The organism is Primorskyibacter sp. S87, assembly GCF_049801055.1.
Lineage (GTDB): Bacteria > Pseudomonadota > Alphaproteobacteria > Rhodobacterales > Rhodobacteraceae > JBNAGF01.
On sequence record NZ_JBNAGF010000008.1, the window covers coordinates 34756 to 55088 of the forward strand.

At 57.9% G+C, this 20333-nt stretch carries 16 protein-coding genes and 1 tRNA gene; 11 read left to right on the plus strand and 6 right to left on the minus strand.

All coding sequences use genetic code 11. From position 1 onward, the window contains the following. Nucleotides 1-94: 94 nt before the first annotated feature. From ACP15U_RS14280 to ACP15U_RS14295, 4 genes are read right to left on the minus strand one after another with little or no spacing between them, the layout of a single operon-like run. Nucleotides 95-493 (minus strand): hypothetical protein, encoded by a 399-nt coding sequence (locus ACP15U_RS14280; protein ID WP_425045822.1) that lies wholly within the window; start codon nt 491-493, stop codon nt 95-97. After that, a complete protein-coding gene (locus tag ACP15U_RS14285) occupies nt 494-1888 on the minus strand; it encodes a glutamine synthetase family protein (RefSeq protein ID WP_425045823.1) in 1395 nt (464 codons plus the stop codon). Next, nucleotides 1889-3106 carry an aromatic ring-hydroxylating dioxygenase subunit alpha gene (locus tag ACP15U_RS14290; protein ID WP_425045824.1) on the minus strand — a complete coding sequence of 406 codons (1218 nt, stop codon included), beginning with the start codon at nt 3104-3106 and terminating at the stop codon, nt 1889-1891. Next, on the minus strand, nt 3103-3525 hold the full coding sequence (locus ACP15U_RS14295; protein ID WP_425045825.1) for a Rieske 2Fe-2S domain-containing protein: 423 nt from the start codon (nt 3523-3525) through the stop codon (nt 3103-3105). The genes ACP15U_RS14290 and ACP15U_RS14295 overlap by 4 nt, the downstream gene beginning before the upstream one ends. A 324-nt stretch (nt 3526-3849) precedes the next feature. On the opposite strand from ACP15U_RS14295, the gene ACP15U_RS14300 reads away from it, so the two are divergent. The 3 genes from ACP15U_RS14300 to ACP15U_RS14310 all read left to right on the plus strand — a co-directional run bounded on the left by ACP15U_RS14300 (nt 3850) and on the right by ACP15U_RS14310 (nt 7392). Next, nucleotides 3850-4350, plus strand: coding sequence for a twin-arginine translocation pathway signal (locus ACP15U_RS14300; protein WP_425045826.1), 501 nt, complete (start codon nt 3850-3852; stop codon nt 4348-4350). A gap of 864 nt (nt 4351-5214) precedes the next feature. Continuing rightward, entirely contained in the window at nt 5215-6750 is a 1536-nt protein-coding gene (locus ACP15U_RS14305) for a glutamate synthase-related protein (protein ID WP_425045827.1), read from the plus strand. 75 nt (nt 6751-6825) lie between these two features. Beyond that, a complete protein-coding gene (locus tag ACP15U_RS14310; protein ID WP_425045828.1) occupies nt 6826-7392 on the plus strand; it encodes a hemerythrin domain-containing protein in 567 nt (188 codons plus the stop codon). Nucleotides 7393-7574: 182 nt separating this feature from the next. On the opposite strand, the gene ACP15U_RS14315 is transcribed toward ACP15U_RS14310, so the two are convergent. After that, nucleotides 7575-9071 carry an AMP-binding protein gene (locus ACP15U_RS14315; protein ID WP_425045829.1) on the minus strand — a complete coding sequence of 499 codons (1497 nt, stop codon included), beginning with the start codon at nt 9069-9071 and terminating at the stop codon, nt 7575-7577. Nucleotides 9072-9405: 334 nt separating this feature from the next. On the opposite strand from ACP15U_RS14315, the gene ACP15U_RS14320 reads away from it, so the two are divergent. The 7 genes from ACP15U_RS14320 to ACP15U_RS14350 all read left to right on the plus strand — a co-directional run bounded on the left by ACP15U_RS14320 (nt 9406) and on the right by ACP15U_RS14350 (nt 18030). Further along, nucleotides 9406-9699 (plus strand): hypothetical protein, encoded by a 294-nt coding sequence (locus tag ACP15U_RS14320; RefSeq protein ID WP_425045830.1) that lies wholly within the window; start codon nt 9406-9408, stop codon nt 9697-9699. Between the two features lie 126 nt (nt 9700-9825). Further along, on the plus strand, nt 9826-10590 hold the full coding sequence (locus tag ACP15U_RS14325; protein ID WP_425045831.1) for an SDR family NAD(P)-dependent oxidoreductase: 765 nt from the start codon (nt 9826-9828) through the stop codon (nt 10588-10590). 532 nt (nt 10591-11122) lie between these two features. After that, on the plus strand, nt 11123-13222 hold the full coding sequence (locus ACP15U_RS14330) for a hydantoinase/oxoprolinase family protein (RefSeq protein WP_425045832.1): 2100 nt from the start codon (nt 11123-11125) through the stop codon (nt 13220-13222). Beyond that, complete coding sequence (locus tag ACP15U_RS14335; protein ID WP_425045833.1) at nt 13219-14868, plus strand: hydantoinase B/oxoprolinase family protein; 1650 nt, start codon at nt 13219-13221, stop codon at nt 14866-14868. Before ACP15U_RS14330 ends, ACP15U_RS14335 begins: the two co-directional genes overlap by 4 nt. Then, nucleotides 14865-15947, plus strand: coding sequence for a pyridoxal phosphate-dependent aminotransferase (locus ACP15U_RS14340; protein ID WP_425045834.1), 1083 nt, complete (start codon nt 14865-14867; stop codon nt 15945-15947). Before ACP15U_RS14335 ends, ACP15U_RS14340 begins: the two co-directional genes overlap by 4 nt. Continuing rightward, on the plus strand, nt 15944-16687 hold the full coding sequence (locus ACP15U_RS14345) for a maleate cis-trans isomerase family protein (RefSeq protein WP_425045835.1): 744 nt from the start codon (nt 15944-15946) through the stop codon (nt 16685-16687). Before ACP15U_RS14340 ends, ACP15U_RS14345 begins: the two co-directional genes overlap by 4 nt. Then, nucleotides 16684-18030, plus strand: a complete 1347-nt coding sequence (locus ACP15U_RS14350; protein WP_425045836.1) for an MmgE/PrpD family protein — start codon at nt 16684-16686, stop codon at nt 18028-18030. Before ACP15U_RS14345 ends, ACP15U_RS14350 begins: the two co-directional genes overlap by 4 nt. A 493-nt stretch (nt 18031-18523) precedes the next feature. On the opposite strand, the gene ACP15U_RS14355 is transcribed toward ACP15U_RS14350, so the two are convergent. Then, a tRNA-Pro gene (locus ACP15U_RS14355) sits at nt 18524-18600 on the minus strand. Between the two features lie 129 nt (nt 18601-18729). Here ACP15U_RS14355 and ACP15U_RS14360 point away from each other — a divergent pair. Beyond that, on the plus strand, nt 18730-20325 hold the full coding sequence (locus tag ACP15U_RS14360) for a Na/Pi cotransporter family protein (protein ID WP_425045837.1): 1596 nt from the start codon (nt 18730-18732) through the stop codon (nt 20323-20325). The last annotated feature ends 8 nt before the right edge of the window (nt 20326-20333 follow it).

A 20333-nucleotide genomic window follows, 5' to 3' on the forward strand; every position in this document is an offset into this window, starting at 1 on the left:
GATGCCAGCTTGCTGCTGCTGATGGGTCAGATGCCCAACTGGCCCGGTGGCCCTCTGTCGGACTTTCAGTACACCTTGGGGCTGACCTTTTCGCTCAATCCACCAAGTTGCGGGTCAGGACAACACCTCGCCCGAAGCTTGGCGTGGTCCTTTGTGGTATCACTCGGGCCAGTGCGGGTTCAGCAAGCCGTATCATCGGGTTTAGGTGGTCAGCTGTTGGCATGCGGTTGAGCCAAAACCAATGCGCATGCCCGCTCACCTCAATCCCGTGCTTTGCCACGGCAACGTTGAGTTCCGCCGCGCGTATCATTCCGGCTCGACAGCCTCGAATGTTGAGCGGGACCGGCGCGTCGTGGTGTAAGCCATCGACCTCGATGATCGGGGCAAAGCTGAGTTTCACAACCGCATGACGGAGATTTCGGCGCTGCATCAGATCGGTAATTGAGGTTCGCAACGGGAAATATCCATCCAGGATGTCATCGAACGCGGGCATTTAAAACAGGCCGAAATATTCCTGATGCTCCCATTCGGAGAGGTTCATCAGGTAGCGCTCCCACTCTGCGCGTTTCAATTTGGTGAGATAGCTCTGCACGTCAGCACCAAGACAGGCTTCCACAAATGGTGAGGTTTCGAACAGTGTGATTGCATCTCCAAGATTGGTTGGCAGTTTTTGGGCGTCCGCAGCGGTATAGGGCGTCTCGCTCGGGGGCGGCGCACTTTGGCCAGCGGCGAGGCCGGCCCGGCCCGAATGTATCTGTCCTGCAAATGCAAAATAGGGGTTGGCGGAAGAGTCAGCCACGCGGTTTTCGATGCGTGCAGCGGGATCGCCGGGCATCATCAGTCCTCGCAACATAGCGCCCCGATTGTCGTTGCCCCAGAGGATGCGATTTGGTGCCAGCTGAAACGGGGAGAAGCGTTTGTAGCTGTTCACGGTTGGGTTGGTCAGCAAGCAGAGTTCTGTTGCGTGATCCAGAAGACCCGCAATCCAACCGCTGGCCTCAGGTGTCAGCGCATCAGTCGCTGCCGGGGTAAAGGCGTTTTCTCCGCTACCGAGATGCAACAAGGATTGGTGCATGTGCCAGCCATTCGCAGCAGCATTGGGGAGGCGAGGTTTGGCCATAAAGCTCGCATGCAGGCCTCGAGACTGGCACACTTCTTTCACCATTGTTCGGAACAAGACAAAGCGTGCCGCCTGAGTCTTTGGATCGCCCGGAGCAAAGGTGAATTCAAACTGGCTGGGACCCATCTCGATCTCGACGGTCCGGGGTTCGAAGCCCATCCCCTCGGCCATGCGGCGCAGATGATCGAGCAGCGCTTCGGCTTCGCCATAGCGAGTCTCGGTCAGGAATTGGTGGCCCTGCGTCAGGTTCTCAGTCTGAGGCGGGGAGGGCGGTATTGTGGCCTGACTGTGCTCCAACGCAGGGTCAGTTCGGCGAAACACCTGAAATTCGACCTCAAGTCCAAAGATCGCTTCATATCCTGCCTCTGCAAGGGCCTCGACCGCGCGGTCCAGCACCGCACTTGCGGAAAAAGCGACCGGCGCGCAGTTACGGTCCAGTACGTCGCAGAGCATGATCGCCGAATGTGGAGCCCAGGGCAGAGGAAAAAAGAGCCCGGGATCAGGGCGGAGCACAACATCGCTGGCACCTGAAAGCGGTAGATCGCAGATCTCGGTGCCTTCCTGCCAGATGGGAAATACTGTGCGGTGCGAAGTGTCCTTCAGTAGCAGCGTAGACGGCACGCCAATGCCTTTGTCAAAGACGCTATCCAGCATTTCGGCGACGATCGTCTTGCCCCGCAGAATTCCATGCTGGTCGACAAAGCAGAGGCGAATTGTTTCAAGCGCACTTGATTTGGCAAGAACGGTTTCTCTGTCTCTACTCTGCATTCAGATCGACGCGTCCCACGGACAGGCAGCCCGACGCGCCAGATCGGTAGAGTGGCTGGCGGCTTGCCAATCCTGCGTCTCGGCAATGGCGTCGTTTGACAACGGGCCCACAAGGGCGCTCAGATCGGCCTGCATTGGCAACGCGTCAGGGCGACCAGCTTCGAGATCCGCAATTGCTTTGCGTAGCATCCGACGATAGCGGATGATGGCAACATCGCTGCGGCCCAGATGCTCCTGCGTGCGATCCTGGATCGCGCCCATCCCCTCGACGGCCCATTGGTCATGCACGTTTATGTCCATACCCATTCCTGTGTAAGTCAACTTGGCCTGTTCTTCGGGGTCAAAGTGATAGTCGTTCTCGCGATTCTTAAGCGGTGCGTAATCGGGCAGTCGATGTTCCTGAAGCCGCTGTGCCCGCATAAGATCTTTGTCCACCGGATCGCCAAAACTGGTGAATATTGTGTACCAATAGCAGTTTTCATCATCGACCGGCACATGCCATTGGGTGATCGTCATTTCGCGTGACATGGGGATGCAGATCGCTTCGGGGAAGATCTGGTTAGTCACCCGAACATGGGTCAGCGCATTCGCCATGTGACGAAGGGCGGTAATTTTCAGGCCATAGCCTGTCTCTTCAACTTCGATGACCGGGCGCGGATACTCGCGCAGAACCTGCGTCATCGGCATATTGGTGTGAGCAGCTTTGTCGCGGAACTGTTTGCCATAGCTGTTTTCCGGATCCTCATCCTCAAGGAAGCGGTGAAGAAAGGAGGCATGGGCCGGGTCAATCCCGATCTCGAGGGCCTGCAACCAATTGCAATTCCAAAGCCCTTTGAAAGCAAAGACATGGCTGTCCGGCGCGCGAAAACAATCAAAGCCGGGTAGGTCTGGCGCGTCACCGGGACCCATGTAAGCAAAGATGATCCCGCCGATCTCACGAACTGGATATGTAGGTCCGTTGGGATCAAGCTGGATCTCGCTTGCAGGGGGGAAGTGGGCGGCTGGTGCATCTTCCGGGCAATGGCGTGTTGCCAAACACAACGTTCCCTCGGCTTCGGTCAGAGCCAGGCGCTCGCCTAACAGGTTCACCGCCACCGGCAAGTTGTCAGTGATCTCATCACACAGCGCTGCAGGCTGCCAATAGTGCCGCAGCACTTCGCCCGCCTGAGTGTCAGGGCCGATGCGCGTGATCATATCATTGAGCTCTTGGCTGATCATCCGGCGGCCTCCTCCTTGGCAATCCAAGCGTAGATCGTCCCGTGTTCCTCTTTCACAGGAACCATCGGGACTTTGATCTGGGTGTACATGCGCGAACCTTCGGGTTCTGCAGGTTGCTCGACGCATTGCCCTGTCCGGTCAAAATGCCAGCCATGGAAAGGGCAACGCAGGCCATTATCCTCCAACCTTCCATAGCAAAGGTCCGCACCGCGATGAGGGCAATGACGGCCAATCAGGCCAAGACACCCCTCTTCGTCCCGAAAAAGCACATAGGGCCGCCCATAGAGTTCGACAGGGATCAAAGGGCGCGGCAAATCCAGTTGCACGCTTTGCGCCACGACCACCCAATCGCCTTTCCCACGCGGCATCTCGTCTAGCTCCAGTTCGGGTTGCGCAACAATCGCACACACTTGACCCATCCGGATGTTAGCCTGCCCATGAGAGGTGTCTAGCCCCCGTGTTTCGGCTACTGGTGGAGGCAGCCCGAGGGGCGGTGCGACCGGATATGCGCAGTGAGCCGCATATCTATCCCGCTATGGACCATAGTTTTCACAACGGCACTATTCCACGCTACTGAAGAAAGGCGGCCCGCGTTTCTTAGGAGCGCATAGTGGCCATGATCCGGAAACTCATTGCCGCTTGAGTTCGATAATAAATTCCGCGTGTGGTGTGGTTGGATAAAGCCTGTTTCGTATTAGGATAGTAACCAACGAAATTTGCGAACCCAATTTGGGAAAACCGTTATGCCGATACTGCTGCAAACTCGACGAGCTTTCGTTACAGCCACCGGTGCCGCAATTCTCGTCGGCTCCGCGGGCCTGCCAGCGCCGGCGCTTGCGCAATCTCTGGCGCCCACACCGACGATGCGCGGTGGAGCCAACAATTACCGCCCTGGCGCGCCGATCGTGGAGAGAATTGGAAACGGAGGCTTTTTTACTACCGGCACGGTACGTCGCGCCGGTGACGGTGCACCCTTGGGCGGACGGCGTATTCAAGTCTGGGCGCACACAACAGAAGGACACGAACGGGAAGAAAGGTCGCATGGCGCAACCCTTACTGACGAGAAGGGTACGTTTCGTATCGAGATGCCGCAGATCGTCCCCGCATTCGGTCAGGCGCATGGACATCTCGCCTATGATGCTGACTACGACGATGGGGGCTTTGAGACCGTGTTCCTGCGGCCAGTGATGGCGCGGGCATCAGACACGAGCCTTCATGTCGAATTCGTTCTACTCCCGGTCTGATGACAGCGCGTGCTGCGCTCTTTTGGACGGCTTTGGCGCTGGCCATCTTCATCCCATTGATAGTCGCCGCGCAGAGCCCGCTTCTGCAATGGCGGTCTCCAATCTACATCGCGGCAGGGTTTTCGGGGATATTTGGGTTGGCACTTTTGCTTGTCCAACCTCTCTTGATACTCGGCGCGGTTCCAGGTGTTCCGGCGCGGCGCGTCCATATCTGGACGGGCACGGGGCTAATTCTCGCAGTGATCATACATGTCGCTGGTCTTTGGATTACGAGCCCGCCGGATGTTGTGGATGTTCTTCTATTCCGTTCGCCAACACCATTTTCGGTCTGGGGGGCAATTGCGATGTGGGGCGTTTTCGCTGCCGGCCTACTTGTTGTTTTCAGAAAACGAATTGGCCTGCGGTTTTGGCGTTTGGGGCATAGCCTTGCAGCTATTACCGTCGTCACGGGAACCGTTGTTCACGCCTGGTTAATCGACGGGACGATGGGAGACTTTACAAAAGCGGCACTCTGTCTGCTCGTCGTTTCGGCAGGAGCATGGGCAATTCGACGACGCCGTGTATGGACAGTGCTTCGCCAGATGAGAAACGCATAAGTCTGCGAGACCGATCCCTATGTGAACGACTAAGAAAAGTATACTCGGGTAAGTGGGACTGCTTCGGGAATGCTTGGAACTTGTGCTGACTTTGATGCACGCCCACCTAACATCCGCTTTCAGTCAACACGGTCGACATCCCCTGCATTTGGAAACACTGTTACGGTAGCCATGAGGCGGCGAACCCGTCGCGGGTTGTGTCGGTGAGACCGGATACTGATTTCGGGTCACCCCATAATCGTAACCGTTCTAGCGAGGAAAGCTGAATATGACCCGGCAGACAGTACCGATAATCGCGGCAAAACACCCTGCCAAAACAGACCTTGAGGTTGGGAAGGATTATTATTGGTGTCGGTGTGGCAAGTCTCAATCACAGCCGTTTTGTGACGGGTCGCATGCCGGGTCCGGGATCACGCCGCTGAAGTTTGCGGCTGAAAAGGATGGCCCGGCAGCCTTGTGCCAATGCAAGTCATCTGCCAATGCGCCCTATTGTGACGGTGCCCATGCGACACTCGGAAATCTTGAGCCCGGGGATGCCGCCCCAGAGCCCAAGAGAGAGGTACCTGCTGCTGTTGCGACGCCTGAGGAACCGACGGTGGCACGGATCCATGAATTGGCCCGCGATGGGCTCTCGAAACTGGGCCATCATGGCGAAATGGGTGCAATGGGTGTCCCGCGCAAAGATCTGCCGCATTGGGACGACATCCAGGTTCTGCCGGCGCAGATGGCGCGTAAACCCTTGTTGGATGATGCGGTGGTGGAAACTTCGATGACCATTGGGCCACGGGCGGCAAAGCCACTGACCTTGGATATCCCGCTCTTTGTTTCGGACATGAGCTATGGCGCCCTGTCCGAAGAAGCCAAAACCGCACTGGCACGTGGGGCAGAGCTTGCTGGAACTGGCATCTGTTCGGGCGAAGGCGGTATGCTCCCAGAAGAGCAGGCCGAGAACACGCGCTATTTCTACGAATTGGCATCGGCCCGTTTCGGTTGGAACATTGATCTGGTCGAACGCGTACAGGCGTTTCATTTCAAAGGCGGCCAAGGGGCAAAGACTGGCACGGGCGGGCATCTGCCTGGTGACAAGGTGCAGGACAAAATCGCCGAGGTGCGAGGTCTGGAACCCGGTCAGGCGGCGATATCACCATCGACATTTCCGGACCTGCACAAACCTGCCGATTTCAAACGCATCGCCGATCAGGTGCGCGAACGATCCGGCGGCATTCCTATCGGCTTCAAGCTTTCGGCCAACCACATCGAAGACGATATCGACTTTGCGCTGGAAGCCAGTGCCGATTACATCATCCTTGATGGGCGCGGTGGTGGGACCGGTGCGGCGCCACTGCTTTTTCGTGACCATATCTCGGTTCCGACCATTCCGGCGTTGGCCCGCGCACGACATCATCTGGACGCCAAAACGGGCCGCGATGTGACGCTTGTCATCACCGGTGGCCTGCGCGTGGCCGAGGATTTCGCAAAAGCAATGGCACTTGGTGCGGATGCGATTGCCGTCAGCAACTCGGCTATGCAGGCCGTGGGGTGCATCGCCGCGCGCATGTGCAATTCGAACAACTGTCCTGTGGGTGTAGCGACGCAGAAACCCGAACTGCGCAAACGTCTTGATGTTCAAGTCTCGGCAGAACGTCTGGCGCGGTACTTCGAGGCAAGTGTCGAATTGATGCAGGTGTTGGCGCGCGCCTGTGGTCACGCATCGCTGACTGGTTTCACTTCAAACGACATCACCACCTGGAAACGTGAAATGGCCGACCTGAGCGGTATTCGTTTCGCAGGCCTGCGGAAATAGCAAATTGGCTGTGCGCAGATGGACCTAACATAGGCGCTCAGCCCGCCTCATATCCCTGCGGAAAGGAGCCAAATCATGCTCGATACAAACGATTTCCGCACAGAAGGTATGCCAGGCGAGATGCAATTCCTGCTTGAACGTTATCCTCGCGACAGCTGGGAGGCCCATCCCGGGTTCAAGGAAAAGACACGCCATTGGCTGGGCGCGCACGTGATGTTTCGCCAGTTGGCCGACCGCGTTCGCCAAGACACCGAGGCCTATCTTGATGGCAACAGCGACGCCTCTGGCTATGCTCGCCGTCTGTCGTATTTTGGCGGTTTGCTGGTGGGAAACCTGCACGGCCACCATGGCTGGGAAGATCACAATTTCTTCCCAGAACTGTCTGCGGCCGATCCCCGGTTCGATGCCGGGCTTGAGATACTCGAGAAAGATCACGCCGACCTTGACTTGATATTGGAGGGTTTCACACGCAAGGCAAACCGGGCGATCAAACTTGTCCAGCTTGATGAGGCCCAGGCGCGTGACGAAGCAGGCCAGCTTCATGGCGCGGCCCAGGCGATCGAGGCCTTTTTGCAGCGTCATCTGACTGACGAAGAGGAGCTGGCTGTTCCGATTATTCTGCATCACCGATTGAGAGGATGATCAAACCATGAGTGACAAAACTGATGACAACCCGTTTCAGGACGGTCTGACCAACCCCGCCACACGGGAGTATCACCAAGGGTCAGAAGAAGGGCCAATTCCTGAACAGAGCTAAAGAGAAAACGCAGACTCCAAGGGGAGCATGTCACGACTTGGTGGACCTGCTCCCCCGAGAGGCTTGATCATGTATTGCCGACACTCGCGCGCCTCAGTAGGAAACGTTGGATTTTGCCGCTCGGTGTCTTTGGCAGTTCACTCACAAATTCGATAAGACGAGGATAGGCGTGTGCTGAGAGGCGCCGTTTGACGTAATCCTTCAGTTCTTCAGCCAGCTCGTCATTGCCGTCTGCGCCTTCCGCCAGAACGACAACCGCTTTGACGATTTCGGTCCGTTCTTTGTCCGGCACACCGACGACGGCCGTTTCGGTGACAGCGGGATGCTCGATTAAGGCGCTCTCAACGTCAAACGGTCCGATGCGATAACCCGAAGAAGTGATAACATCGTCATTTCGCCCGACGAAGGTGATACACCCGTGTTCATCCCGCTCTACGGTGTCCCCGGTAAGATAGTACCCGTTCTCGATCGATTTGTTGCCCTTGTTTAGATAGCCACTAAAAAACAAGAGGGGTGAACCCGCGATGTTCACGGCCAGTTGGCCGGGCTCGTTTGGATCGGCTATACTGCCATCCTCGGCCAGAACCTCAACCCGATATCCCGGCATCGCATAGCCAGCGGATCCCGGACGCACCGGATGTTCGAGCCCATGATGGTTATTCACCAACATGCCCGTTTCTGTCTGCCCATAGTGATCTCTGATCGGCGCATCCAGCTCGGTTTCGAACCAACGGATGACTTCAGGATTCAGCGGTTCGCCTGCGCTGCTGATACAGCGGATTTGATCGCGCAGCTGTGACGCGCGCTCGTTTCCAGAGGCGATGATCAGTCGAAACGCAGTGGGTGCGCCGGCAAAGTTGGTTACGCCCAATCTGGAAATCACATCGTATGTGCTGTCCACCATGAATGGCCCTTCGACCAGAGTGGTTGAATGACCCAATAGCAGCGGTCCGATAACTGCATAGTAGAGCCCATAGGCCCAGCCGGGATCGGCAATGTTCCAAAAAACATCCTCAGGCCGCAAATCGATCCCATCGACCATGTAAGCTCGTAAGGCCGGCAGAGCTTTTAGCGGAACTGGTACGCCCTTCGCGGGCCCTGTCGTTCCAGAGGTTGCCATCATGAACATCAGATCATCGCCGCTTCGCAATACCGGAACAAACTCCGTAGACTGCGAGGCCAATGCCCGCCGGAAATCAATGTCTCCGGTGTTAAGCTCGTTTGGGGTGTCCACGATCATTGCGACCGGCGGACAATCTTTGACACCGTCGAGCTTTTTGCGGTTTGCGGCATCGGTTACGACCAGCTTTGCACCGCTCATGGTCAAGCGGTCCTGAATAGCCTTGGGCCCAAAGGCTGTAAACAAGGGCTGGTAGGCCGCACCTGCCCTCAGGGCACCCAGAACGACTGCCACCAGATCCGGAGTGCGCGGCAATAAGCCCGCCACGATGTCGCCTGGTCGTATGCTTTGCTCCTTCAGAAAGTTGGCGAAACGGGCGGCTTCGTCACGCAGCTCCAAAAAGCTGCGGGTCTCATGATGCCCGTCCAAAGATATCCAGTCCAAAGCCCGGGGATTGTCCTGTAAATGGGCATCACAGCATTCCACACATGCATTGATCCCATCGCTGAAACTGCCGGAGAAAGAAGACCTTGCGGAATCCAGATCAAAGGTCTCCAACGCTGTGGAATACTCCCTGCAAGTTCCTGTGTCGGAATTCGGTGCCATAAAACCCACTTCTGCAAACGCAACCCTTAGATATCTTGCACCAGAACGGGTCGAGATTCCACGCCTGAGAACGTACGAGCACCTGCGCGTTATGAGGTTCTGTCTCCTCACGTAACGGGGCGCTTATCCGACACATAGCGGTGCGCATGGTGAATTGATCGGATCCATGGAAATGCTGCCCAAACCCGCCAGCGAATGGTTTCCGATCCTGATGACAGGCGGTGCACTGCAAAGTCCGGACCGGGTTGCCGCCTATCGGGATGGCTGGATGACCAATCCTCGGATGTTGCTGCTCAGGCTCAAACCGCCCGCGATAACCGCGCCGGTTCAACCAAGACAGGCACTGGTCTCAAGTCCGAAATGCAGTGGTTCTATGCTGATCTGTTGGATGACGATCATGCTCAGCCCCAACCCATTCATTGGGCTTTTGATCTGGCCTGCCCTTCCTGATGTCCTACCTTCGTGATCTACGCGATAGCGGGATCAATCATGTCGCCCTGAACCTGCGTTTCAGTCAAAGAAACATCGACGGCACGATGTAGCGCCTCGGCCAAGAACTGCTTCCAGAATTTCCTGTGCAAGGAACTCCGCAATGACCAAAACAATTTTTATCACCGGATCAACTGACGGAATTGGCCTGTTGACCGCAAAAACCCTTGTAGCCCAAGGTCACAAGGTCATTCTGCATGGGAGGAGCGCCGGCAAATTGGAAGCCGCTGCTAAGGAGGTTGGTGGCAAGGTAGCGAGCTATGAGGCGGACCTGTCCTCATTGGAGGCGACATCTGCGTTGGCAGAAATGGTCAACGACGACCACGGCCGAATCGATGTTCTGATCAACAATGCGGGTGTCTACAAAACATCCAATCCGATCCTGCCAAATGGTCAAGACGTACGCTTTGTCGTGAACACATTGGCTCCTCACGTTTTAACCGCGGCTTTGCTCCCACGTTTGCCAAGTGAGGGACGCGTCATCAATCTGTCCTCCGCGGCGCAGGCCCCAGTCGATTTGGCAGCGCTTTCCGGTGAGAAGCAGTTGGACGATATGGGAGCATACGCACAAAGCAAACGCGCGATTACGCTTTGGTCTGCGGCAATGGCAGCAAATCATCCGACCGGTCCCGTCTTCATCGCGGTCAATCCCGGCTCGCTGTTGGCCTCGAAAATGGTCAAAGAAGGCTTTGGGGTCGCCGGCAATGATCTTCAAATCGGAGCCGACATCCTGTGTCGCCTTGCCCTGGATGGCGACTTCGCGAAGGCCTCAGGCCGTTATTGGGACAATGACGCCGGAGGCTTTGGCAACGTGGATCTATCGCAGGCTAATGCCGTTATGCGTGTTGTCAGTGAACTAACACTGTGAATGTCATCCGCCGTCGAAGGCAGTTAGAAATTGTTGATGAATAGGCGACAGCTTTTGTCTTCTAAGCGGTCATTCGCTGGGTTTGGTCGTGCGTCCGCTTTTGGGCAGACGTTGTCGTTTTTGTCAGAACGCATCAGACACGTGTTCCCGTGAAAAAAGATGAAAACTCTAGTGTGGTTTCTGCGCCAATGCGTGATCGCAGAGTTCGTTGAATGCCGATGTGATCTCATACTCTTTCAATGCGGCGGGCAAACTGGCGGCAGCCCTCTCGTGCTGGCCGGGGAGCATGATGTCCATTGCGGGGCTGGTGAAAAAAATATTGACGACCGAACATCAGTTCACGCAGCATTCCGGGTATCGGAGTGAATTAAGGCGGCCGCATGCTGGCTCAGGGCTTAAGGATAGACTTAGGGCGTCGGGCGACCGGATGTGATCTCGTCGTGTGACGTGAAACCGATTGTTTGCCGTTTCGGCACTTTCTTATCCGGGCGTCCGGACATGCGCTGGCTTTCCTCATTCCGGTTGATTTTCCATGCACAACAAGAACGGCCTTCGCCTTGCCGTCGATATCGGGGGGACTTTTTCTGATACGGTCCTCGTCGATGGTCCGGGGCAAATCCTCGCCACCGCCAAGATACCGACAACCCCTAGCAACCCAACCCTCGGAGCGCTTGATGGGGCAAAACGGGTGCAGGCCGAGGCCGGGGCCGACTGGTCGAGCATCGATGGCTTCATTCACGGAACGACGCTGGCGACCAATGCTCTGATCGAGCGGCGTGGCGCCGTCGTGGCCACTGTGACGACCGAAGGTTTTCGCGACATCCTCGAAATCGCATATGAGCGGCGTTACAGTCAGTATGACATCAATCTGGTCAAACCAGACCTTTTCGTACCGCGCTCGCGTGCCTTCACCATCGGCGGGCGCATGGATGCGCAAGGGCGGGAACTGCAACCGCTTGTCGAGGGGGGAGTTGCCGGGCTGGCTGAAGATCTTGCTGCCAGCGGCACCGAAGCCGTGGCGATCTGCCTGATGCACGCCTATGCCAATCCGACGCACGAGCTAAGGTTACGTGACCTTCTGCGCGACGCGCTTCCTGATCTGGTAATCTCGCTTTCACATGAAGTCAGCCCCGAGGCTCGTGAGTTTGATCGGCTTTCGACCACAATCGCCAATGCCTATATCCAACCGCTAATGGCCACCTACCTGGCGGATTTCCAGGCCCGGTTTCAAAGGGAGGGTTTGACATGCCCGATCTTGATGATGACTGCGGGTGGCGGCATGACCACAATTGAAACCGCCGCTCGCCTACCGATCCGGTTGGTTGAATCGGGACCGGCTGGTGGCGCCATCCTGGCCGCGCGCATCGCCGCCGAAACTGATGAGCGCGAGGTGCTGAGTTTAGACATGGGCGGCACCACAGCCAAGCTCTGCCTGATCGACGGGTTTCGACCGCAAAAAGCCCGCAAGTTCGAAATTGCCCGAGCTGCGCGGTTCATCAAGGGTTCGGGCATGCCGGTGCGTATTCCGGTAATCGAGATGATTGAAATCGGTGCTGGCGGTGGGTCCCTTGCGAATGTCGACCGGCTGGGTCGTTTGCAGGTCGGGCCGGAAAGCGCGGGTTCCGACCCCGGTCCGGCGGCCTTCGCGAAGGGGGGCACCGAGCCCACCGTAACTGACGCCGACGTCATGCAGGGGTTGATTGAACCCGGGCGCTTTGCCGAGGGGCGTCTAGCGATCGACATGGAAGCTGCGCAAGTGGCGCTTGAGCGCAGCGTCGGGCAGGCGTTGGGGCTTGATGCCGCCCGGGCAGCGCAAGGGGTCAGCGAGATCGTTGACGAGAACATGGCAAGCGCGGGCCGAATGCATGCCGTGGAATCGGGTAAGGATCTGGGCGCACGGATGATGATCGCTTTTGGCGGCAACGGCCCCCTTCATGCGACCCGGGTTGCGCGTCGGTCGCAGGTTGACCGCATCCTGATCCCACGCGATCCCGGGGTGGGTTCGGCGGTAGGTTTCCTTTTTGCGCCGGTCTCGTTTGAGATTATCCGCTCGTGCTATGCCACGCTCGAGGGGCTTGATCTCGTGGGCCTCAACAACTTTTTCGACGATATGATCGCCGAGGCCCGATCGGTGGTTCGAGCAGGTGCACCTCAGGGCGTGCTCATGCAGCGGCGGCAGGCTTTCATGCGCTATCACGGACAGGGCCACGAGATCGAAATCCCGCTTCCGAACCGAGAGCTGGAGGAGGAGGACATTCCCGCTCTGCGCCGCGCCTTTGAGGATGCTTACAGCCGCCAGTTCAGTCGAGCGGTTCCGGGCATGACCATCGAGATCCTGAATTGGGTGCTCGAGGTGTCGTCCGAGCCGCGCGCTTTGAAACACCCGCCCGAGGGAGCCGCGAACCAGCGGGCCATGCCCCTCGGGTTCAGGTCCATTCTGTGTGATGTCAGTGGTGAGTGGCGTGAAGCGGAAATCCATGACCGCTCCCAGCTGAAATCCGGTGACTTCCTTTCGGGACCCGCCCTGATCATCGAACCGCAGACCACGACATTCGTTAGTGCCGACTTTTCAGCCTGTGTGGATGGCGGCGGAAATATCAGGCTCACTCGCAATAGGGAGGAAGTGCAATGAATGCAACAGACACAAAGTTGCAAGTCATGTGGAACAGACTTCTCGCCGTGGTCGAGGAACAGGGCCAGGCCCTGATCCGCTCTGCCTTTTCCCCTATCGTGCGGGAATGTGGGGATATTTCGGCGGGCATATTCGACCTTCACGGCCGGATGCTCTCGCAGGCCGTGACCGGCACGCCGGGGCATATCAACACCATGGCCGAGGCCGTGAAAACCCTGCGCGGGCGCTTTCAGCTTCAGGACATGAAGCCTGGCGACGTCTACATGACCAACGATCCCTGGATCGCCTCAGGACATCTGAATGATTTCCTGCTGATGATGCCAGTGTTCGTTAACGGCAAAGTGGTCGGCTTCACCGCGTGCACGTCTCATCTGGTGGATCTGGGGGGGCTGGGTATGGGCCCCGAGGGCGCGGATATATATGACGAGGGCCTGCTGATCCCACCTTGCAAATTGGTGGATGCCGGTAGGCTGAACACGCTACTGATAGAGATCGTCAAGGCCAATTCGCGCGAACCCATCGCCAACGAAGGCGATATCTATGCACTGATCGCCTGTTGTGAAACCGGAGCAAAGCGGCTGGCGGGTATGATGGAGGAGTTCGGCATCGATAATCTGGACGATCTGGCCGAGTACATCATCAACACCTCCCATCGCGGCACTGTCGAGGCCATCGCGGAGCTGCCCAATGGCATCTGGCGCAACGTTCTGAAGGTGGACGGCTATGAGAAGGAGATCGACCTGCACGCCGCCCTGATTATTGCGGATGACCACATCACTCTGGATTTCGATGGCACGTCGGGTCTGTCGAATAAGGGCATCAACGTTCCATTGAACTATGCTACAGCGTATTCGGTCTTTGCCCTTCGCTGTATCATCGGCCCCGATATTCCCAACAATGCCGGTTCGCTTGCACCCTTCCGCGTGATAGCACCAAAGGACTGTATCCTGAACGCCCAGCCCCCGGCCCCGGTAGCCATGCGCCATACGTTGGGTCAGATGACGCCCGATCTGGTCTATGGATGCCTCGCGCAGGTCCTGCCGGATAAGATTCCAGCCGAAGGTGCGTCTTGCATGTACGACCTGCCGCTTCGTCACGTACCCGAAGCTGTATCGCGCGGGGACAAACAATTCGCCCTGGAGTTGGTCTTCAGCGGCGGCACCGGCGCGCGACCCTGTCTGGATGGACTTTCGGCCACTGCGTTCCCGTCCGGTGTCTGGGGATCTCAGGTGGAAATCACCGAAGCGGTGGCGCCGGTCTTGATCACGAGGCGGGAACTCAAAACCGACAGCGGCGGTGCCGGGCGCATGCGCGGTGGGCTGGGCCAGCATATAGAAATGCGGTCCTCGAAAGACGAAGACTTCATGGTGTTTCTCTCAGTCGAAAGGATCCAGAACCCCGCGCTTGGCCGCAATGGTGCGAATGACGGCGCGCCGGGCCGGATCCGCATCGGCCATAAAGGACCCGACCTGCCGGGCAAAGGCGAGGTCCGTGTAAAAGCCGGAGAGACTCTGATCTTCGAAACGCCAGGGGGTGGAGGATTTGGCAATCCGCAGGAGCGCAGCCACGAGGAGGTTCAACGCGATTTGAAAGACGGGCTGATCAGTCACGTGGCCGCCCGCAACATCTATGGTGCCGAGCCATGATAAAACCCACTCGCCATGTCGCCCGAATGTCACCCTATGCGCTTGCAGAGTTGAGCGCGCCCGAGGGCAAGCGCCTGATCTCACTGTCACAAAACGAGAGTTTGCGCCCGCCGAGCCCGCAAGCCATTGCCGCAGCGACAAAGGCCATGACGGCAGTGCAGCTTTATCCGGACCCCGAATGGGGTGCGCTGCGGGCGGCCTTGTCTGACCTGCACGGCGTTCCTCAGTCGGGAATCCTGTGTGGTAACGGATCAATGGAACTGATCATTTGCCTGACAATGGCATTTGCAGATGAGACAGGAGCCGTTCTGGCACCTGCTAATGCCTATCCGTTTTTCCGAACCGCCGCAGAGCATGCAAGGGCGCGCTACGACACCGCGCCCGAGGACGGCATCGCAGCATCGGTCGATGCGCTGCTTGCTGCGGTTCAGCCAGACACACGCATCGTTTTCATAGCCAATCCCGGAAATCCCACCGGCACCCGCATACCGCGTGCCGAGCTTTTTCGTCTGCGCGACGAGCTACGGCGGGACATATTGTTGGTGATCGATGAAGCCTATGGCGAGTTTTCCGACCATCTGGGCGAGTTCGTTTTCGATCTGGTCGGGCATGGCGATACGATTGTTCTGCGAACCTTTTCAAAGGCCTATGGCCTGGCCGGGATGCGGGTGGGTTGGGGGTTGTTTCCCGAGGGCATAGCCCGGGAGGTTCGCAAAGTGATGAACCCCAATAACATCTCGGCCGCCGGGCAGGCTGCGGCGATCGCGGCGCTGGCAGATCAGGCTTACATGCACGAAACCTGCGCCAGTACCGCTCTGCGGCGTGATCGCTTTATAACCCGACTGCGCAGGGCCGGATTTGAGGTGCCTGGGAGTTTCACCAACTTCGCGTTAATCCGCTTTGACAGTGCTCGAGCAGCCAAAGGCGCCGATACTGCCCTGCGAGCCGAAGGCGTAGTCGCACGGGCCCAAGGTGGTGCTGGGCTGCCCGACTGCCTGCGTGTTTCAGTCGGGCAGGCAGAGGAGCTTGATCTTGCGGCCAAGCTTTTAGAACGCTGGGCTGACGGAGGGGTAATATGACGCAATCACGTGGCCGGGCGAAGTTGGGTGTTTTGGTGCCGTTCACCAACTCCAATCTCGAGCCCGACATGGCTCTCATGCGCCCCAATGGCGTATCGCTGCATTTCGCTCGCATGGGGGGATATGATCAGGACAAAATCCCTGATGCCGATCAGATGCATGGGCTGGGCGCGGCGGATCTGGAAGAGCCCTTGCGCTTGCTTCAGGGCGTGTGCCCGGACGTGATCTTGTATGGCTGCACCTCGGCTACACTCACCCATGGACTCGACTTTGATCGTATCCTCGCCGGGCGGATCAAAGACACCAGCGGGGCGGCGACTGTGACCGCCGCAGGAGCGCTGGTGCATGCATTGCAAACTATTGGGACAGGCCGCGTCGGCTTTGCCTCGCCATATGTTCCTGCGATCAATGACATGGCCATCGCCTTTTTGTCGGATGCCGGCATCGAAACAGTGGCACGGTCCGAGGTTGGTGGTGCGCTGGACAATTTCGGACAGGGCGCGTTGGATCCTCAAGCCGTGTATGATCTGGGTCTTGCCGCCGATCATCCGCAGATCGAAGCGCTGGTCTTGTCCTGCACTGATATGCGCAGCGTCGAGATCATCGCCCGGCTCGAACAGGCCACTGGAAAGCCGGTGATCAGCTCGAACCAGGCCATGATGTTTCAGGCGATGCAACTTGCCGGAATTGACGAGGCTCTGCGGGGATATGGCCAACTTCTTGAAAGGAAGCGACTATGACGGCTGACCGGATTGCCGAGTTCGCACTCTCTGGCCACCAAAAGCCAGAGAGTGCGATAGTCATGGGCGCAACGCTGCTGATCGACACGTTGGGTGTGGCGGCCGGGGCCGTGGGCCTTGAAGCAGGGCGGATCGCGCGGGATTATGCCGTTGCCTTTCACGGTGCAAGCACGCCAGAAAACGCTGCCAGCATCCTGTTCGACGGGCGCCGCGCTTCAATCCCGGGGGCGGCCTTTGCCGCAGCCACTCAGATCGACAACCTTGATGCGCATGATGGCCTTAACCCGACCAAGGGCCACATTGGATGTGCTGTCGTGCCTGCACTGTTCGCTTTCGCCGAAGCCAGGCCAGAACTGTCTGCACGCGACGCGCTGTCTGCATTGGTCATGTCTTATGAAATCGCTGCACGGGCCGCCTTTGCGCTGCACGCTTCTGTCGTTGACTATCACACTTCCGGGTCGTGGAATGCACTTGGTGTTGCCGCGCTGGGGTGCCGCCTTGGGGGCGCAAGTCCCGATCAGCTTCGTCAGGCGCTGGGCATTGCCGAATATCACGGTCCCCGCAGTCAGATGATGCGAGAGATTGCCAACCCCACAATGTTGCATGATGGCTCGGGGATGGGTGCTTTGGTTGGCACGATGGCCAGTTTGTTGGCGTTGCGGGGGTTCACCGGCGCACCTGCCCTTACCGTGGAGGACGAGGCGGCGGCACCTTTCTGGACTGATCTGAACGAGGTCTGGACGATCGAGCGAAACTACGTAAAGCCTTACCCTGTATGCCGCTGGGCGCATGCAGCACTTGACGCCTTGTCCGGGTTGAAACACGAAAACCGTTTTGACGCGAGGGACGTCGCCAATATCGAGGTGAACACCTTTGCCGAAGCGGCTGCACTTTTCCCGGGAATGCCGGCCAACACGTCACAGGCGCAGTATTCCTTGCCTTTCGCCGTTGCGACGATGCTCGTTCACGGCCGGATTGGACCGGATCAGATAAATGGCGCGGCGTTGAGAGACCCGCAGGTGGCGGCAATTTTGCCGCGCATTTCAGTGCGCGAAACAGCCCGGCATTCCATGCGCTTTCCCGAAGGCCGCTGGTCAGATGTCAACGTAGAGTTGAATGACGGCACGCGGCTGGAATCGGGCGACACGCATGCACGCGGGGGACCCGAGGCGCCACTGAAGATGCACGAGCTTGAGGCGAAGTTTCACATCATGGCTGCGGCGCTACCTGAGTCGCGACGGCAGGCAATCTGGGAAATGCGCAAACGGATGTTACACCCGGATACAAAATTCGACGAGCTGGCGCGACTTGTTCGAGCACCGATGGAGAAGTTGTCTGGGTAATTCTGTTTGCGTGTCGCACGGCGTATGTCTTTGACGAGTTTCTCGCCGCGGCTCTGCCTTGTTCCGTGTTTCTGTCTCAGCTCCACTCCTTGGTAGTTACGATGTGCCAGAACCGGACGCGACAACCAGTTTCGATCCGACATCCGCAATCACCTGAAGTCTCAGGGTGGCAAGGCATCATACACAGCAATTAGGGCCGCGACGGAAGGAGACATACGACACATCAGCGCCGGTGTGAGTGGCGCAGCCAGTTCATAGTCCCCTTTCTCAGCCAAAATAGTGGCCCGGTTTTAGGGGGCGAAGACACGACAGGTTGCACACGGAAATTGGGCCGAAGGCGTATGAAGGAAGCGGAGTATCTCGCAGACCAATTCTTGAAACTGGGCCTTTGAACAAGCTGGAATCGCTCGCGAAACGCGCAGAAACATGAGGACAAAAAGAGGATAAAGCCCTTCCGGGCCTTTTTTCATTTTGGCTAAGTATCTGGAATTATTGGTCGGAGTGGCGAGATTCGAACTCACGACCCCTGCCTCCCGAAGACAGTGCTCTACCAGGCTGAGCTACACTCCGACCGTGGCGGGTCACCTATACCCGGTATGGTGGATATGCAAGCAGAATCTCCAAAGGTCTGCTGAAATTCATGCTCTTGTTCGGAGCCGGGGGCTGCGCAATTGTGAGGCCGGGTTTTGGGCAAGTGAGATGGCGGAAAACATCTACTTTCTGATTGGCGGGATCGGCATGTTCCTTGTCGGCATGGAGATCATGACTAACGCGCTGAAAAGCGTGGCTGGCTCCAATCTGAGAGGGATTTTGACACGCTTTACGACGACACCGTTGAGAGGTGTTCTGACCGGCGCGCTTTCGACAATTGCGGTGCAATCCTCCAGTGCCACGACTGTCATGACGGTCGGGTTTGTCGGGGCAGGCCTGATGACGATGTCACAAGCGCTCGGTGTCATTTACGGAGCCAATATCGGAACAACCGTCATCGGGTGGCTTGTCGCAATCCTTGGCTTCAAACTGAAACTTGGAACCGCCGCAATGGTGGCGCTGTTTCCGGCCTCGCTTGCGGGGCTCTTGGCACGCGGAGCTCTGGCTCGGGCCGGGCGGGTTCTGTCCGGATCCTGTCTGCTCTTAATCGGGCTGGACCTGATGCAGAACGGGATGGGCGATCTGACCCGCGACATCACGCCGGACATGCTGCCCGGTGACGGTATTGGCGGGCTTCTTGCAATTGCCGGAATAGGGGCGGGGCTGACGATTCTGATGCAGGCTTCGACCGCTGCGTTGGCGCTGGCATTGGTCATGCTAGCAGCGGGGGCAATCAACCTGACGCAAGCGGCTTGCATTGTGATCGGTATGAACATTGGAACGACCTTCACGGCTGTGCTGGCTTCGCTGGGCGGGTCGACATCTATGCGGCAAACCGCGTTGGCCAATCTGATTTTCAACGTGGTGACTTCGGCAATAGCGTTTCCGCTGCTGTTGCTGGTGCAGAGCCCCCTTCGGAACCTGGCCGCCGCGACTGATGAAATGACGGCTCTTCTTGTGTTCCATTCCGGTTTCAATCTCGTCGGCACGATCCTGTTTCTTCCAGTGACCGACAGGTTCGCCGCACTGGTCGGTCGGCTACTTCCCGAGCGGGAGCCAGAACGCCTCGTCACCCTCGACAAGCGATTGCTGAGCGATGCTGGTTCGGCGATCCTTGCCGCACAATCTGCGTCCGGTGCAATTTCGGGCAGGGTGTTTCGCGCACTGGCGGCGGCGCTTGCAACGGAACCGGATTACCGTCCTTTGGCGGCTTTGGAGCCCTGCGAACAAGGCTTGATAGACCTGAGAGAATTCCTGTCGGACATTCGATTGTCGCCGGACCGGGAAGAAGAAGAGATTGCCTATTCAGCTTTGCTGCATCAGGCCGATCATCTCGGTCGTTTGTTGGGACGGGCACATCAGACGAAGCGGATGGAAACACTGCTGGGCGATAGGATGTTGCGACGGCCAGGATTGGCAACCGGAACTCTGCTGAGCCGGGTTGAACAGGATATCGGTGCGCCTGAGAACGTTGAACGGTTGGCGCGCATGCAGCGGTTGGTTCGCAAACGTCGCCTGCGTCACCGGCGCGCGCTCTTGCTGGGAGAACATGCCGGGCTCTATTCGCTGGATGAGGTTTTTGCCTACACAGATGCGATGCGTTGGCTGGATCGGACCCTGCATCATGCCGAGAGGCTGGCGCATTACCATCATGTCACGGCCGATGAATTGCCCGCGGCGGATAAACGTCCCGCCGCGGGCTGAATTGTCGG

Excerpts from the sequence above, each read along its gene's own strand:
- ACP15U_RS14280 (WP_425045822.1), bottom strand. The coding sequence starts at position 493 with ATGCCCGCGTTCGATGACATCCTGGATGGATATTTCCCGTTGCGAACC.
- ACP15U_RS14285 (WP_425045823.1), bottom strand. The coding sequence starts at position 1,888 with ATGCAGAGTAGAGACAGAGAAACCGTTCTTGCCAAATCAAGTGCGCTT.
- ACP15U_RS14290 (WP_425045824.1), bottom strand. The coding sequence starts at position 3,106 with ATGATCAGCCAAGAGCTCAATGATATGATCACGCGCATCGGCCCTGAC.
- ACP15U_RS14295 (WP_425045825.1), bottom strand. The coding sequence starts at position 3,525 with ATGGGTCAAGTGTGTGCGATTGTTGCGCAACCCGAACTGGAGCTAGAC.
- ACP15U_RS14300 (WP_425045826.1), top strand. The coding sequence starts at position 3,850 with ATGCCGATACTGCTGCAAACTCGACGAGCTTTCGTTACAGCCACCGGT.
- ACP15U_RS14305 (WP_425045827.1), top strand. The coding sequence starts at position 5,215 with ATGACCCGGCAGACAGTACCGATAATCGCGGCAAAACACCCTGCCAAA.
- ACP15U_RS14310 (WP_425045828.1), top strand. The coding sequence starts at position 6,826 with ATGCTCGATACAAACGATTTCCGCACAGAAGGTATGCCAGGCGAGATG.
- ACP15U_RS14320 (WP_425045830.1), top strand. The coding sequence starts at position 9,406 with ATGCTGCCCAAACCCGCCAGCGAATGGTTTCCGATCCTGATGACAGGC.
- ACP15U_RS14325 (WP_425045831.1), top strand. The coding sequence starts at position 9,826 with ATGACCAAAACAATTTTTATCACCGGATCAACTGACGGAATTGGCCTG.
- ACP15U_RS14330 (WP_425045832.1), top strand. The coding sequence starts at position 11,123 with ATGCACAACAAGAACGGCCTTCGCCTTGCCGTCGATATCGGGGGGACT.
- ACP15U_RS14335 (WP_425045833.1), top strand. The coding sequence starts at position 13,219 with ATGAATGCAACAGACACAAAGTTGCAAGTCATGTGGAACAGACTTCTC.
- ACP15U_RS14340 (WP_425045834.1), top strand. The coding sequence starts at position 14,865 with ATGATAAAACCCACTCGCCATGTCGCCCGAATGTCACCCTATGCGCTT.
- ACP15U_RS14345 (WP_425045835.1), top strand. The coding sequence starts at position 15,944 with ATGACGCAATCACGTGGCCGGGCGAAGTTGGGTGTTTTGGTGCCGTTC.
- ACP15U_RS14350 (WP_425045836.1), top strand. The coding sequence starts at position 16,684 with ATGACGGCTGACCGGATTGCCGAGTTCGCACTCTCTGGCCACCAAAAG.
- ACP15U_RS14360 (WP_425045837.1), top strand. The coding sequence starts at position 18,730 with ATGGCGGAAAACATCTACTTTCTGATTGGCGGGATCGGCATGTTCCTT.